General features: G+C 61.7%; 16 protein-coding genes. 13 read left to right on the top strand and 3 right to left on the bottom strand.

The window, feature by feature from the left end:
- Positions 1-126: 126 nt before the first annotated feature.
- The 3 genes from HDE78_RS07905 (at position 127) to HDE78_RS07895 (ending at position 2,393) form a co-directional block, all read left to right on the top strand.
- On the top strand, positions 127-1,023 hold the full coding sequence (locus HDE78_RS07905; RefSeq protein WP_179478002.1) for a LytTR family DNA-binding domain-containing protein: 897 nt from the start codon (positions 127-129) through the stop codon (positions 1,021-1,023).
- 51 nt (positions 1,024-1,074) lie between these two features.
- Positions 1,075-1,809 carry a hypothetical protein gene (locus tag HDE78_RS07900; protein ID WP_179478001.1) on the top strand — a complete coding sequence of 245 codons (735 nt, stop codon included), beginning with the start codon at positions 1,075-1,077 and terminating at the stop codon, positions 1,807-1,809.
- Positions 1,810-1,946: 137 nt separating this feature from the next.
- Positions 1,947-2,393, top strand: a complete 447-nt coding sequence (locus HDE78_RS07895) for a DUF6491 family protein (protein WP_179478000.1) — start codon at positions 1,947-1,949, stop codon at positions 2,391-2,393.
- A gap of 36 nt (positions 2,394-2,429) precedes the next feature.
- Here HDE78_RS07895 and HDE78_RS07890 read toward each other — a convergent pair whose 3' ends face one another.
- Both HDE78_RS07890 and HDE78_RS07885 read right to left on the bottom strand, forming a co-directional pair.
- Positions 2,430-3,248: a ferritin-like domain-containing protein gene (locus tag HDE78_RS07890; protein ID WP_179477999.1), complete on the bottom strand. Its 819-nt coding sequence runs from the start codon at positions 3,246-3,248 to the stop codon at positions 2,430-2,432.
- Positions 3,249-3,483: 235 nt separating this feature from the next.
- A complete protein-coding gene (locus HDE78_RS07885) occupies positions 3,484-3,900 on the bottom strand; it encodes a universal stress protein (RefSeq protein ID WP_179477998.1) in 417 nt (138 codons plus the stop codon).
- A gap of 332 nt (positions 3,901-4,232) precedes the next feature.
- Here HDE78_RS07885 and HDE78_RS07880 point away from each other — a divergent pair, with 332 nt between their 5' ends.
- From HDE78_RS07880 to HDE78_RS07835, 10 genes are all read left to right on the top strand, one after another.
- Entirely contained in the window at positions 4,233-4,694 is a 462-nt protein-coding gene (locus tag HDE78_RS07880; protein WP_179477997.1) for a hypothetical protein, read from the top strand.
- A gap of 119 nt (positions 4,695-4,813) precedes the next feature.
- Complete coding sequence (locus HDE78_RS07875; protein ID WP_179477996.1) at positions 4,814-5,368, top strand: peroxiredoxin; 555 nt, start codon at positions 4,814-4,816, stop codon at positions 5,366-5,368.
- A complete protein-coding gene (locus HDE78_RS07870; protein ID WP_179477995.1) occupies positions 5,368-5,925 on the top strand; it encodes a hypothetical protein in 558 nt (185 codons plus the stop codon). The genes HDE78_RS07875 and HDE78_RS07870 overlap by 1 nt, the downstream gene beginning before the upstream one ends.
- Before the next feature lie 88 nt (positions 5,926-6,013).
- Positions 6,014-6,874, top strand: coding sequence for an energy transducer TonB (locus tag HDE78_RS07865; protein WP_179477994.1), 861 nt, complete (start codon positions 6,014-6,016; stop codon positions 6,872-6,874).
- Positions 6,875-7,008: 134 nt separating this feature from the next.
- Positions 7,009-7,761 (top strand): DUF2884 family protein, encoded by a 753-nt coding sequence (locus HDE78_RS07860; RefSeq protein ID WP_179477993.1) that lies wholly within the window; start codon positions 7,009-7,011, stop codon positions 7,759-7,761.
- 141 nt (positions 7,762-7,902) lie between these two features.
- Entirely contained in the window at positions 7,903-8,349 is a 447-nt protein-coding gene (locus HDE78_RS07855) for a PA2169 family four-helix-bundle protein (RefSeq protein ID WP_218862157.1), read from the top strand.
- A 350-nt stretch (positions 8,350-8,699) separates the two neighbouring features.
- A complete protein-coding gene (locus HDE78_RS07850; RefSeq protein WP_179477992.1) occupies positions 8,700-8,975 on the top strand; it encodes a DUF2845 domain-containing protein in 276 nt (91 codons plus the stop codon).
- Positions 8,976-9,080: 105 nt separating this feature from the next.
- Entirely contained in the window at positions 9,081-9,425 is a 345-nt protein-coding gene (locus tag HDE78_RS07845; protein ID WP_179477991.1) for a DUF2845 domain-containing protein, read from the top strand.
- A 99-nt stretch (positions 9,426-9,524) separates the two neighbouring features.
- A complete protein-coding gene (locus HDE78_RS07840; protein ID WP_345776042.1) occupies positions 9,525-10,766 on the top strand; it encodes a low temperature requirement protein A in 1,242 nt (413 codons plus the stop codon).
- 68 nt (positions 10,767-10,834) lie between these two features.
- Entirely contained in the window at positions 10,835-11,629 is a 795-nt protein-coding gene (locus HDE78_RS07835; protein WP_179477990.1) for a mechanosensitive ion channel domain-containing protein, read from the top strand.
- An 18-nt stretch (positions 11,630-11,647) separates the two neighbouring features.
- Here the strand turns inward: HDE78_RS07835 and HDE78_RS07830 are convergent, their stop codons facing one another.
- A complete protein-coding gene (locus tag HDE78_RS07830; RefSeq protein ID WP_179477989.1) occupies positions 11,648-15,268 on the bottom strand; it encodes a M1 family aminopeptidase in 3,621 nt (1,206 codons plus the stop codon).
- Positions 15,269-15,313: the final 45 nt, after the last annotated feature.

The raw sequence follows: 15,313 nt of genomic DNA, 5'->3' as shown, positions 1-15,313 counted from the left end.
CAGCGTGAAGCCATCGCGGGTTTTTGCCTCGTCGAAAGTGACCGGTGGCGAGGTTTGAGTGACGAACGGTGGATGGCGGGGACGAAGGCCGGCCCAAAGCGTCATCCACTCCGTAGAATGCCCGGCATGATTTCCCGGCATCGTTTTACTCTGGACGATTACCTGCGCTGGCGCCGACCGTTCGAGATCGGCCTGTGGGCGGTTTCCTACGTGCTGAGCATGCTGTTCAACTCGGTGACCGCGCAGATCGACCACCCTGCGCTGCCGGCCTGGCAGCCGTGGTGCTGGGAATGCAGCAGCTCGCTGTTGTTGCTGGCGCTGGTTCCCGTCGTGATCGCGGTGGAGCGGCGTTGGCCGCTGCGGGTGAGTGCATGGCGACAGACGTTGCCGCTGCATCTGATGGCCAGTGTGCTGTTCAGTCTGGCCCACGTCGGCGGTATGGTCGCTCTGCGCAAGCTTTGCTACGCCTACGCCGGTTCGCACTACGATTTCGGTCCCTGGTGGCGCAACTTCGGGTACGAATACCTCAAGGATGTGCGCAGCTATTTCGGCATCATCGCTACGGTCTGGCTGTATCGGCTGGCCTTGCTGCGGCTGCAGGGCGAGGCGCGGCTGCTGGCGGCGCCGGATGCGGGCCCACCGGTGGAGCCGATCGAGCGGCCGGAGCGCTTTCTGGTGCGCAAGCTGGGCAAGGAGTTTCTGGTCAACGCGTGCGAGATCGAATGGCTGCAGGCTTCGGGCAATTACGTCAACCTGCACGTACGTGGGCGCGACTACCCGCTGCGCGCCACCATGGCGACGATCGAGAACCGGCTCGACCCAACGCGTTTCGTTCGTGTGCACCGCAGCTACTTCGTCAATCTCGACTACCTGGCCGAGATCGAGCCGCTGGACACCGGCGACGCCCGATTGCAACTGCGCGATGGCGCGAAAATTCCCTGCAGCCGACGCTACCGCGCGGCCCTGCGCGATCGCTTCGGCGAAGCGCCGATCACTCCCGCCCGAGTGGCCCCGGTTGCATGAAGCCGCCGGCTGGTTCCACTCTACGCTCCTGTCGTTGATGGATGCCTGCCGATGAAATCCTTTTCGTATCGCTCCACCCTGGCCTTGCTTGGCGCGGCCTGGCTGCTCGCCGCCTGTTCGCCGCAGGGCGGCCAGTCGAATGCGCCCGCAGCGCCCAACGCGCAGCAGGCGGTGAACGCCGAGGCGGCGGACAAGCTCAACACGTATCGCGAGCTGCTGCGCATCAAGAACGACGAGATGGTCGTGTCGATGGGCCACGACATTCTCGACCATTACCCAAATACCCCAGCGGCCACCGAAGTGGCGCAGAGCCTGCCGGCGATCGAGGCTCGCTACAAAACCTTCAGCGAAAAGAACCGACTCGCAGCGCTGTGGCTTTATCAGGTCTCGCCGATGGAAGGCGGTACCCAGTCCACTGCCACCATCGACAGCAGCCAGCCCTCCGGCGACGGTCGGGTGCGGCTGGTGCTGCGCCGACATACACAGTGGGGTCAGAACGCGTTTCTGTACGGCGAAGGCCACGGCTTCGTCTGTCGCGCCAACTGCACCATTGCCACTACGGTCGACGGCAAATCGGTCGGCATCAAGGCATTCGCGCCGACCACGGGCGAACCGGCGCTGATGATCCGCGACGACAAGGCGTTTATCGCCATGCTGCAAAAGGCGAAAAGAATCACCATGAACGTGACCCTGGTCGACGGCGAAAAGAAAGAGGCGCTGGTCTACGAGGTCGGCGGGTTCGATCCGTCGAAGTGGGTCAGCGTAGGCAAGGGCAAGAAAAAATAGCCGCGTCATCGGCTTCGGTTCAGGCGCCGCTGGGCCTGAGCGGACTACAACAGCGTGAATGTCGCGCATGGCGTCAGCCGGTCAGCCGCTGGCGCGTTGTCGGTAGCGCCCATCACCTCGTAGAGCGGAGATTCGCCATGAAAAGTCGGTCTTTTATCGCGGCATCGGTTCTCGCCGGCCTGCTCGTTGCCTGCTCCAACGTGCCCTATGCCAAGCGTACCAGCGATCGTTTGGCCGCCTATACGGCCGCCGCTGGCGCGCCGGTGAAAAGCTTTCGCTTCTTCAGTCCGCTGTATTCCTGGGAGCCGCTGAGCGATACCCAGCTGGTGGTCTACACCAAGCTCAAGGAAGCTTATCTGCTCGATCTGGATGCCTGCGCCAATCTGCAGGTGACCAACGGCATCGGGCTCACCTCCAATCTGGGGCAGGTCCAGGTGGGCTTCGATCGCGTCATCACCCGGTCTCCCCGTATACCCTGCGTCATCTCACAGATACGGCCGATCGACATGGCACAGCTGAAGGCCGTGCAGCAGGCGCAGCGGAAGGTTGAAGAAGATCAGCGCCCGGCAGCCTCGGGCGCTTGATATCGTCAGGCGCCTATCGCTCGCCGACCGGGGCGCTCAGTGCAGAAAGAGCTTCTCGGTGATGCGCGCCAACGGTTTTTCCAGCGCCGATAGCAGTCGGGCCGGCAGGTCGAGCGGCTTGAGCAGCATCTTTACCGTCATCTCGGCCGGCAGGTGCCGGCGCAGCAGCCCCTGCGCGCGATCGCTGATGCGACGAAACTCCTTTTCGTCGCCCAGGTGCTGCGGATAGCACTGGTTGAAGACGTGGCGCAGGGCGATGTCGCTGTCTTCGCTCTTGATCTCGTTGACCCGGCGAAGGATTGCGCGAAATACCTTGTAGCGCCCGAAGCCCTCGCGTTCGCGGTAGGCGCGGTAGTGCTGGTAGAAGTGCTTGTAGTGGCGCACTTCATCGCTCTTGATGTGGTTGGTCAGCTGCTTCAGTACCGGCTCGTCGGTGATGTCGTGCAGCGCGCGATACAGGCTGGCGGTGCCGGTTTCCACCACGCAGCGCGCCGCCAGTTCCAGCCCGCGGTTGGATTCCAGCTGCTCCGACGTGCACACGGCGGCGTAGTCGTTCCAGAACGCGGCGAAGCCTTTGTCCCAGTCGAATTCCGGCCAGACCTTGCGCACATAGGCCGTCAGCGCGCGGCCGTGCTGCAGCTCTTCGTGTTCCCAGTGCTCGCTGAGCCAGCGCTGCAATTCTTCATCGCCGGCAAAGTGGTCGACCAGGTTTTGCGTGTACAGATCCGAACCGCTTTCCACGAACGAAGAACTGCACAGCAGAAAAAACAGATCCTCGTTGTGGCGTATGCGTGCGACCTGGATGTTGTCCAAATCGAGACTCTCCAGAGTCCAGGGCAGTGGGTGATAGCTCAACGTGCCGTTTCCCGTCAGTGATGCGTAAACGCTGCCGCGGCAAGGTCTGAGGCTCGCAGGCCGCGCGTTCGAAAGTCGATGCGACAGCATACGGCCTGATCCGCGCATTGGATTAACGCTCGCCCACCTGTCTTGCGCGCTGAGTTCTGCCGGCAGGTGCAGGCAACCGCGTTATCGTCGACAGGGTGAGCGCGCTCCGCTACGTGCGGTGCCGTGATGTTCCAGCGTGCGACCTTTAGCGAACCACGGTGACCGGCACATGCGCGCGGGCCAAGACGTTGCCCGACACCGAACCCATCAGCCAACGCGCCAGCGCGCCTCGCTCGGTATGGCCGATCACGATGTGGTCGACTCCGTGCTGATCGATCTGGCCGAGCAGCACGTCGCCGGGGCTTCCATGAATCAGCTCGATGTCGAGCAAGGTCGCGGCATCCGGCACGATTTGCGCCAGTTCGTCATGCAGCTCCTGTACACGCCGGGCGCCGGAGTCGGCCATCATCAGCGTGCATGCATCCACCCCGCCCTCGGCTACCTGCAGCACCGACACCACGCGCACGCGCCCGCCGCTCACGCGCGCCAACTCAACCGCAAAATCCAGCGCGCGCCGCGATGCCTGGGAACCGTCGTAGCCAACCAGCGAATACCTGACCATAAGTTTCCTTGTGTCACGATGGGCGAAGACTGGCGAAAAAATGGGCGCACCTGTTACTCGCGACGATGCCAGAAAGTCGGCGCTCAGGATTACTTTGCCGCGAAACAAGCCGGTTGGAAATGCCATGCCGTCGCGCCACTCGGCGTCTCGGGAGCGCCGGATCGCCGCGCTCGGTCAGGAACCTGAATGATCGCAGGTTCGTGCACATCGCCATCACGCGCATCTGAACAATCTTGACTCCCCTGACGCGGCTTCACTTTTGTGAAGGCTCCAAAATCGCATCGGCACGATATTCCACCAAACCCTCATGCAATCAAATTAAGGAGATGACGATGATCAAGCGTACTTTTGGAACGGCCGCCCTCGTACTGGCCCTTGCTGCCGGCGGCATGACCATTCTGCCAACCTCCAGCGCCCGTGCCGATACGGCCACGGTGAAGTGCCATCTGCGCTTCAACCTCTCGGGCTGGTCGCTGATCTACAAGCACGCTGAAGGTAACGGTACGATCCGTTGCGACAACGGTCAGCGCTCGAGCGTGAAAATTGCCGTCGTCGGCGGTGGTCTGACCGCCGGCAAGTACAAGATCACCAACGGCACCGGCGAAATCAGCACGGTCAACGGGATCAAGGACGTGTTCGGCGATTACGCACAGGCTGGTGCGGATGCCGGTCTCGTCAAGAGCGCCAATGCTCAGGTCCTGACCAAGGGCACCACCTCGCTGGCGCTGGCCGGTACGGGTGAAGGCGTGAACCTGGGCATTTCGGCCGGCAAGTTCACCATTTCGCCGCGCTGATCACTGGCATATAGCTGGATTGGATGATCCGACGAAGGGCGCCGCATGGCGCCCTTCGCTTTTGAGCGCGTACACTCTCCCGCTGGCTTTTGCACACCTTCCTGTTTGGAGATTCGGTTATGCGTCGTCTGTCCCGTTTGTTGGCGTGGATTCTTTGTCTGGCGCCGATCGCTGGTATCGTCACGCCGGCCCTTGCGGCCGATAGCGTCGCCGGACTGCAGGTCGGGCAGAAAGCTCCCGCTTTCCGTCTCGAGGATCAGAGCGGCAAGTGGGTCACGCAGAGCGGTTTCCACGGTCATTACTTGGTGATGTATTTCTACCCCAAGGATTTCACCGGCGGCTGCACAACGGAAGTCTGCACTTTCCGCGACGATGTCCTCAAGCTTCGTAAGGCCGGTGCCAGCGTGGTCGGCGTGAGCCTGGACGATGTGAAGTCGCACGCCGAATTCGCCGCGAAATACCACGTACCGTTCCCCCTGCTGGCCGATTCCGATCATTCGGTGGCAACGGCTTATGGCGTGTTGACCTCGGACAACGGCGTGCATTACGCCAAACGCACCACGTTCCTGATCGACCCGCAGGGCCGGATCGCCAAGATCTACGTCGACGTCGATCCCGAGAAAAACGCCGGTCAGGTGCTGACCGATCTAGCCGCACTCAAAGCCGCGCCGTAATGGCTGTCGTCGCTCCTTCCGATCGGCCGGCACGCGCGCGTCGACCGATGCTGTGGCGCGTGGTGGTGTGGATGCTGCTGCTGGTATCGGCGTTCGGCTCTCTGCAGTACGTCAGGCATATGCAGAATGTGTGGGAACAGCTGCGCGATAACCTCTCTCTGCAGCCCGCCGAGCTCGATGCGCTTCATGGCATGCTCGGGTGGGACGCGGCGTATCTGCTGGTTGTGTTCGCGCTTATCGTGATCTGCGCCGGCTGCATCATGCGCCAGGCCTGGGCCAGGCCGTGCATGCGCGTGGCGGCAGTGCTTCTGACCATCTGGCTGCTGATCACCGGATATCTGCAGCTGCGCGATCTGCAGGCCCTTGCTGCGAATAGCGCCGCCATCCTGGCGCAGGCCCAGCAGCAGGGCACGGCTGCTGGGCAGATGCTGGTGCGATTGCAGCGAGGCTATCAGCTGGCGCTGGCATTCAAGGCGATCGGCTGCCTCGCGTCGCTCTGGCTGGCCTGGAAGCTTGGTAACCCCGCCGTGCGCGCGCAGTTTCGGACGCGGCGTTAGAGCCCGTTCACGATCTCCCCTTGCCTCGCGCTGGGAGCTCGTCAACAGGCTCTTAGGCTAAAGTCGGCTATCACCAAGGAGAGGCGTTATGAAAAAGTCGCTGTCGGGTCTGTTGTTACTGTTGTTGTCGTGCGCGGCGCTGGCCGCCGGCCCAAGTGAAGTACTCAAGCAGGCTCAGGCGAGCATGCTGGTGACAGGCCAGATCGACGTCACTCCCGAGGGAAAGATCAAAAGCTTCGCCATCGATCAGCAGGACAAGCTGCCGGCGCCGGTGGTCGACCTGCTGCAGAAAAATATCCCAACCTGGGAGTTCAGTCCGGTCGTCGTCGATGGCGCTCCGGTGGAAGCGCGCGCGAAAATGAGTTTGCGCGTGGTGGCGAAACGCGTCGACGATCAGCACGCTTCCATCGACATCGAAGGTGCGCATTTCGGCCAGAGCGGTGAGACACCCGGCGAAACCGTCAGCAAGAAAACCGCCGAAAATCCGAGATATCCCGATCGCGAGATCCAGTCGCGAGTGACGGGCACGGTGTATGTGCTGTTGAAGATCGGCCGGGACGGCAACGTGATCTATGCCGCGACCGAACAGGTCAATCTCGGCGTGTATGCCAGCGAACGCGACATGAATCTGTTTCGCCACGATCTTTCCCAGGCGGCGCTGAGGGCGTTGCGCCAATGGACGTTCAATCCGCCGTCCGTCGGCAAGCACGCGGCTGACCCGTACTGGGTGGCGCGTGTGCCGGTCAATTTCAATCTCTCGGTCAACGGCACTCCACCACCGCAAGATACCTACGGCAAATGGCAAAGCTACATACCCGGTCCGCGCGAGATCATCCCGTGGTCCGATAAAAATCGGCTGATGTCGGCCAGCCCCGATGCCTCCCCCGCCGGCGGCATCTATCAGTTGGATCAGGGACTGGAGCTGAAGACGCCACTGGCCGGCGCGTGATGTCGGCGACCCGTCGCGCCGCCGCGCGGGCCGACATGCCGGTCAGATGAGAAGGCATGTGCCCCGTGCCGCATTCAGCAGGGGTTCGCCGCTCGCGGGGTATCGCTGACGCACTTTCTCAATGAATAACACCCATGCATTTTCCACGTTTCGCTGCCGCGTCCATGCTCCTGCTGAGCGCTGCACCACTCAGCGCGCAGGATCTCGCTACCACCTGCCATGCGACCAGCAGCTACGACGTCACGCTCAATGCCGACAGCGTCGTTTTCGACCGCGCCACGCCCGCGCCATCGCGGGTCGAGATTCAACGCGGCTTACTGCGCACCGATGGCGTCACGGTGCGGCTCAATGCGGAAAATCAGGATCGCATGACTTTGTTCGAGCGGGACCTGCGAGCGCTGGCACCGCGCGTGCGTGCTGTCGCGCAAAACGGCGTGGACATGGCGGTGCAGGCGGTACGCGCCGAGGCCAGTAGCATGCATCTGAGTGCGGCCACGCGAGCCGAGCTGGATCAGCGACTGAGCGACCACGCCAGAGAACTCAAGCAGCGCATCGCCGCCAGCCGCAGTACGCACGACTGGAACGGCGATGCCATCAACCAATACGCCAATCAGATTGCCGGCGACCTGATGCCGCTGATTGCCAGCGACATGGGACAGCAGGCTATCGATGCGGCGTTGAACGGCGATCTGCAGGCGGCGTCGGCCCTGCGCGATCAGGCCGCCGGCCTTGCTACGCAGATCCAGCCGCGCCTGTTGCGGCGCATGCAGGCGCTGCGCCCGCAGATCCAGTCGCTATGCCCGTCGATTGAGGCGCTGAGCGAATTGCAGGAGGGCGTGCGCACCAGCAACGGTCAGCCTTTGGACCTTATCCAGACCAAGCAGTAATCGGCTTTCAGGCAGCACCTGCGGCACGCAGCCGACTGCAGCCTGACCGGAGTTCTGCCGATTACAGCCGATTTATGTGTTGCTAAGTCGCCCGGGCAGAGGATATAGGCAGGAATAACAGCCCATCCTCAGGAGGTGGCCATGTCCTCGATATCCCCGACGTTGCCGCAGAGCACCTACAACACCTTGATCCAGCGCAGCATCGATCTGCTGCAGCTGTATCGGCACGCAGCATCGTCTTGCGAACCCGGCTTAAAGGTGGTCCTCGACGAAAACGCCCAGACGCTGGCCGCCATGATCGGCGACTTGCAGGCGCAGCTGCACGCCAGCGGCGGCAAGCCCAGCCGATCCGGCACCATGCGCGGGGCCATGCGACGTCATATTGCAGGCTCGTTGACCCGTATGGCTTCGCATCGCGATGTGGCCTGGATTCGCGAACTGTCGGACGGCGAAAGCAGTCTGCTGCATGCCTTTGAAAGGGTGGTTGCCGAACTGCCACCCGAGTCGGCGCTCGCTCTGCGCAGACAGCTACCTCGACTTAACAGCATCCATCTGGATATGGACAACCTGGCCGGCACGGCGTCGTAACTCTTTGCAGCGGTGGGCGGATGAAACGCGCAGTGGACGGCTTGGCGCGCTGGAGACGTTGACCGGCGTATGCCTATAAAGGTGTTCGTGGCGATTCGATCATCAGGTAGAGCGGCATCGCTTCAACTGGCCGGCGCATTCCTCCCAGGGGCGGGGGTAGTCAGGGTCGATGCAGATATGATCGCCGTGAAAACGAGTTGTCGAACAGAGGTTTCTGATGAGCCGTGCTGGCTTCGGACAGGCAGTCATTTTCGGATATGCTGCGACGGGAGCGCGGACTCATTCGCCACGCAACTAGGGAAGCGAGGCAGGATCCTTCGATCGGCCGATGACATACAGGAGTGAGCACCATGCGTCCATTACTGTGGGTACCGCTATTGGCAATCAGCCTCGGCATCCATGCGAATGACACCTTGCGCATCGGTCAGCAGGTGTTGACTGCCGGCGACCCGGTTGCGCATGTGATCGACCTGCTGGGTACGCCGGTCTACAAGGAACCCTTGCAGAATCAGTACGGCGCGTATGTCGGCGAACGCTGGCAGTACAAGCGCGATAGCGGGCGCGTGGTGACGATCACGATTGTCGGTGGCCGAGTCGCCAATATTGAGGAAAGTCAGACGTATTAAGAATACTCAGACCTACTAGGCTGGCGGCACAAGCCTGACATCGAAGCGCCACGATCTCGCTAGGCTCGCAATAAACTCAGGACTTCAAGCAGACAAGGAGATGTCATGCGTATTCCGCGTAACGTTGTGTTTTCCGCATGTGGTGCAGCGCTTGCGCTGAGTACCACCGTTCAGGCCGTCAGCACCTTGCGCGTCGGCAACCAGGTATTGACCGCTGGCGACAGCGAGGTTCGCGTGACCGAGCTGTTGGGCAAGCCTTCGCATAAATCACGCAGCCGCAGTTCGCGGAGCAGTCACTCCATCAACGGCTGGCGGAGCAGGCGCGGCAGAGTGCGCGTTCTATCCGACGAAGGCATTGGCGAAAAGTGGCAATACCGGCGCGACGATCACGTCACCACGGTGACGATCGTGGACGGCAAGGTCAGCGATATCGAAGATCGTCGCCTCTGAGTAGGGCGCCGTATCTGCGTCCGAAGAACCCGGTGGTGAATTCTGCGGCATCGTGCGATAAACGCGAGCAAGTCGGCGAACAGTCGGGGGGTCTTACACGTGCCGTACCCATCATCAGGCCACTCCCGGTTCGCGCGCGCCGGCCTGCCGCCGCAGGTCAGCTTGCTGCGCCAGCGCGGTGAGCACCTGGAAAGCAAGGTCACCAATATCGAGCTGTTTTTCGATCTGGTCTTTGTCTACGCGGTGACCCAGCTCTCGCATACCCTGCTGCACCAGCTGAATTTGGTCGGCGCGCTTCAGGTGCTGCTGCTGTTTCTGGCTGTGTGGTGGGTCTGGATTTTTACCGGCTGGGTAACCAACTGGCTCGACCCGGAGCGGTCGATGGTTCGAGTGGCCTTGCTGACTCTGATGCTGGCGGGTCTGCTGCTGTCGATCGCTATTCCAGATGCATTCGGCGAGCGTGGCATGTTGTTCGCCGGCGCCTATGTCTTTATGCAGGTGGGTCGCACGCTGTTCATGCTTTGGGCTATTGGCGATGCGGCGCCGGCGAATACGCGGAATTTTCAGCGCATCGCCGTGTGGTTGCTGGTATCGGGCATTCTCTGGCTGATCGGTGGCTGGTTGGACGGCCAAACGCGTGCGGCGTGCTGGGTGGCTGCGCTACTGCTGGAGTATCTCGGTCCGGCCATGACGTTTCGCGTTCCGGGCCTCGGGCGGTCGAGCACCGCCGACTGGAACGTCGATGGCGGCCATCTGGCCGAGCGCTGCAGCCAGTTCGTGATCATTGCACTGGGCGAGTCGGTCCTGGTAACCGGCTCGAGTTTTGCCGAAACGCTGCGCCAACCCACTGCACTGCTCGCCTTCATCAGCGCGTTTATCGGCAGCGTGGCCATGTGGTGGATCTACTTCGATCTCGGCGCCGAGCGGGGCAGTCGCGCGATCAGGCAGTCGGACGATCCCGGTCGAACCGCGCGCGTGGCCTATACCTACCTGCATCTACTGATCGTGGCAGGCATCATCGTGTGCGCGGTGGCGGATGAACTGACACTGCGTCATCCGCAGCAGCGCACCGATGTAATCACGGCCGCCGTATTGATCGGCGGGCCGGCGTTGTATCTGCTCGGCAATGCGCTATTCAAGAAAACGGTCAACCACACCAACTTGCCGCTGTCGCATCTCGTCGGTCTGGCCTTGCTGGCCGCGCTCGCGCTGACGCTCGCCTGGTGGCCGATTGCCGCGCTCGGTGTGGCAACCACCGTCGTACTGCTGGTGGTAGCGATTTGGGAGGTACGCTCGCTGCGGCATGTGCGTGAGTCGATGGAAGAGGGATCGACCCACTGAGGCATTCAGCAAATTTTTCATGCTTGGTTTGCTAGCTTGAATTCGATTTTTTCACGCGAGCCGATGCCATGCATGATTTTCTCGACCGATTGCTGGGAGCGAAGCTTTCGGAAAGCGTCATCCACGTGGGCCTGAATTTGCTGCTCGCGCTGCTGGTGCTGCTGATCGGCATTTGGGTAGCCGCGCGGCTTGCCAACGTGTCCGAACGCGCGCTGCATCGGGCCCAGGTCGACGTGACGCTGAGCGGTTTTTTACGCAACCTTATCTACGGCGTGTTGGTGGCCGTGCTGATCGTGATGGCGCTGATCACTGCCGGCGTGTCGGCGGCGCCACTGGTTGCCGCGCTGGGCACCGCGGGCTTGGCCATCGGGCTCGCGCTGCAGGGCTCGCTGAGCAATCTTGCCTGGGGCGTGCTGCTGATCGTGTTCCGGCCGTTTCGCGTCGGCGACTACGTGACCGCGGGCAGCATCGAAGGCACGGTGGAGGCGATCAACCTCATGCATACGCTGATCGTGCTGCCCGATAACCGCGAAGCGATCGTGCCCAACGGCAAGGTCGGCGGCGATGCGATCCTCAACTTCAACCGCCGCGGCACGCGCCGCTTCGAGCTGCCGATTGCGATCGGTTACAAGGACGATATCGGCGCCGTGATGGCCGAGATCAAGCGGCTGTTCGACGAAGACCCGCGCATTCTCAAGGATCCCGCGCCCGGCGTCTGGACCGGCGCGCTGGGCGATAAATCCGTCAGCCTGATCGTGCGCGGCTGGACGCGCTCCGCGGACAACTGGTCGGTGAAAGCCGATCTGTTGCGCGCGATCAAGGAGAACCTCGAAAAGGCCGGCGTGACGCTCGCGTTCCCGTGATCCGGGAGACTCGATGGATCAGGGCTGCTGGATGGTGACCGGCCTGCGGTTGTCAGCCGACACCCGGTCGATCAGTTCGTTGTACGGATCGATGCCGGCGTCGAAGGGTTTGCCGGGCACGGTCAACGTGATCGTGCTGTCTCCACTGGGCAGCGTGCGTTTCTGCAGGTAGAGCGGCTGGCCGTCCATACCTGCCTGCGCCGGGGCTGCGAACACACCGATTTCGATAGGCGTGTTCGGCGGCGCATCGGTTTCCTTGCCGGTACCGTCGACATAGACCTTGCCGGCGTGAACCTTCATCGTTACTTCGTATTTGCCGTCGGACAGTTTTTTCGCTGTCGCGTCGGTGATGCGGTTATCGAACAGGGTGATATTCCAGAACAGGTCGTCCAGCAGCGGCTCCCACTTCGGGTCGACGGCGCGGCCCAGCGCATCCATGAATTCCTTTGAGGTGGTGTAGGGCGGTTGTTGAAAGCCCTTGTCGATCAGAAACTGCTTAAGCATTTTGTTCAGCACGGCTTCGCCGACGTAGTCCTGCAGCGCATAGAACACCAGCGAACCTTTACGGTAATGTATGTACTGCTGGTTCTCCACTTTCGCCAGCGGCTCCTCGGCGACCTTCTCGGTGCCGCGGCCGGCCAGATAGGCGTCCAGCTCGTACTTCAGAAACTTTCGCATCTGGGTGGCGCCATACTTTTGCTTCATCACCATCAGCGCCGAATACTGCGCCAGTGATTCGCTCAGCATGGTCGAGCCCTGCATATTGGCGCCAATTACCCGGTGCGCCCACCACTGGTGCGCAACCTCGTGCGCGGTGACGTAGTAGACATAGTCGATCTTGCGGGTGTCGCGCAGATCGGCGATGAAGCCGATCGATTCGGAGAACGGAATGGTGTTGGCGAACGACTGCGCAAAACTGCTGTAGTTGGGAAACTCCAGAATGCGCAGCTGGTGGAACTGGTAGGGCGTGTAGTTGGCGTCGTAATAATCGAGCGCATCCTTGGCGCCCTGGATCATTCGGTCGACGTTCCAGGCGTGCGCGGGGTTGTAGTAGACCGAAATATCCACGCCTTTCCACAGCTCGTGTTTCACCGCATAGCGCGCGGAGAGGTAGGCGAAGAACGGCAGCATCGGCTGATCCACGCTGTCTTTGGTATTGGCGTCCTGATTCATGGTGTAGTGGAAATAGTGCCGGCCGTTCGCCGTCCACTCTTTTTGCAGATAGCCCGGCGCTACGGCGATCTGATCGGCTGAGGTCGATACCGTGGTATCGAAGCTGATCCAGTCCGCGTCGTTGCTGAGATAGGTATTCGCACGCGCTTTTTCGTCGCCGAGCCTGGGCATGCGCGGCACTTCAGCGCTCAGGCCGTATTTGCGGCGATCGTTGCGGTCGGTAATCTGCTCGCTGCTCTGGTAACCGAACTGCGGCATGACGCTGTTGTTGAAGAAGGTCCCGTTGTACGCAAGGAACTGGCCTTCCGGGCTGTTCGTGAAACCTCTGGGCGCGTATTCGAGTGCGAAGTCGAAAGTCATTGAGGCGCCCGGAGCCAACGGCGTTTTCAGCCGGTAAATCGTGTAGCCAAGCGACTTGTCTTCGCTCACCGTTTCATGCGGCGCAAACTGAAGCGACTTGACGGTGAACTGATCGGCAAAGTTCACATGCAGTTCGCTGATCGGTGCAGCGTGTTTGTTCGTGAGCGTGTACTGGCCGCGAAACGCCAGCCTGCGTTCGTTCGGATAGATGTCCACGTCGGCCTTCACCGCGGTGATGCGCGGCTGCGGTAGATCCTTGTATTTCGCGTATTTCTTTTCGTAATCGGCGTGCTGCTGCAGCTTGTCGGCGCTGCTCTGGTAGTGGTTGAGCACGTTGGTGTTGTAGTAGATCCAGGCACCGCTGCCGACAAAGGCAAGCAGGGCCAGAATCAGCGCAGACGCAGCCGGCGCGCGCAGGCGCATACTTGCTTCGCGCAGGCGGTCGCGCCAGGCATCAGCGGTGCCACGCACCCAGAACAGTGCGGCCAGCACCAGCAGTACGACGGCGCAGCTGGCCCAGTAGAAGTCGAACCACAGTGCGGCTTTCAGGAAATGGCCGAAGCCGTTCATATCCGAATATGGCGTGTCCGGCGCGCTGCCGTAGTTGTACAGATTCTGTTCCCAGTGCAGCAGGCCAAAGCCGATCTGCGCGACCAGCCATACGATGGTCAGCAGATAACCGAGAAACTTGTTGTTCGAGATCACCTGCAGAAACAGCGCCAGCGCAGCCAGCAACAGGAAAGGAATGGCATCCAGCGCCACCGAGCCAAGATAGAGGCCTGGCTCGATATGCGTATAGCCGTGACCTAGCTGCCAGACAACCCCGACCAGCGCGCCGACCAGCAGGAACGTCGCGACGACCGTCGTCAGCGCACCGAGCTTGGCGCTCAGCGGTATCCAGTTAGGCAGCGGAAAGGCGTCGCTGACTTCGGCCGAGCGCTGGCTGCGCTCGCGCCACACCAGCTCGCCGGCGTAGAAGGTGATGATGATGTACAGCAACCACTGATAGCCGCCGCGAATGTTCTCCAGCACCTGATGCGTGACGGGATAGGTCGAGGTGCCGTAGATCTGGCCGGACAGCAGAAAGGCGCCCATCACGTTGGCCACGCCAAGGACCAGCATGATCAGGAACGGCGCGCCGCGCAGTACGCCCAGCGTGTCGAACACGAACAGTTTGCGCAGCTGCAGCCAGTGCGTTCGCGCGTCATCGGAGAGGTGCACGGCTGGCAAAGTCAATGACGCGGCGGTAGACAGCGGCCGCAGCATGGGCGGCTCCGCGCGCTTCTTGCGGCGGGGCAACTGCATGCCTTCGCGATTCGGCCGAAACAGCGCAAAGGCTGCTGCCAGCATCACCACGCTGACGGTACTCCATAGCAGCCGGTTGAACAGCAGCACGCCCTCCAGCGCCGGTAATTCGTGGTTGGACTGATATGCCGACCAGTAGCGTGTGACCAAGGACATGGTGCGCGCGCCGAACGGATCGAGCATCGCCGCGACGAAATGATTGTTGACGTCCTTGGTCAGCTGGCCAACCACGCTTTGCAGCACGAAGTAGACGATCACGCCGACATAGGTCGCCAGCAGCGAGCGCGTGGTAGTGGCCAACAAAAACAGCAACGAGGCGATGAACAGCATGTCGGGTATCACCATCACGCCGAACGCCCAGGCATAGCCGTGCCAGCTGGCGGGGCCGAGCCTTACCGTGTCGATCCACGGCATAAAACCGCCGACAGCGATGCCCAACGCACAGGCCAGCATGATTGCCAGCGACGCCAGATAGCCCGCGGCGAAGCGCCCGCCGAGATAGGCGCCGCGGCTGATCGGCGTGCTGAAAAAAAGCTCGGCGGTGCGCAGGTCAAAGTCGCGCAGCGCTGCGCCGGCGACGAACAGCGTCACCAGAAACATGCTCAGTACGGTGAGCGCGCTCAATAGCCGCACGATCACCGTAGGCGCATTGCGCAGCACATTGCCGCTGGCGCCGCCGATGACGACGGCATCGGTGCTGACCAGGGTAAACGCCAGTGCGCCGAAGACCAGCGCAACGACCCAAAACAGCGGTGCCTTCAGCTGCTGGCGCCATTCGAATCGGAGGATTTCGAAGAACATCAATGTTCCTGTCGCTGTGCGGTCGTTGACGGTGAGATAAGTGAG

Origin of the sequence: Rhodanobacter sp. K2T2 (assembly GCF_013408815.1) — a bacterium.
Taxonomy (GTDB): domain Bacteria; phylum Pseudomonadota; class Gammaproteobacteria; order Xanthomonadales; family Rhodanobacteraceae; genus Rhodanobacter.
This window is presented reverse-complemented; position numbering and strand designations above follow the sequence as displayed.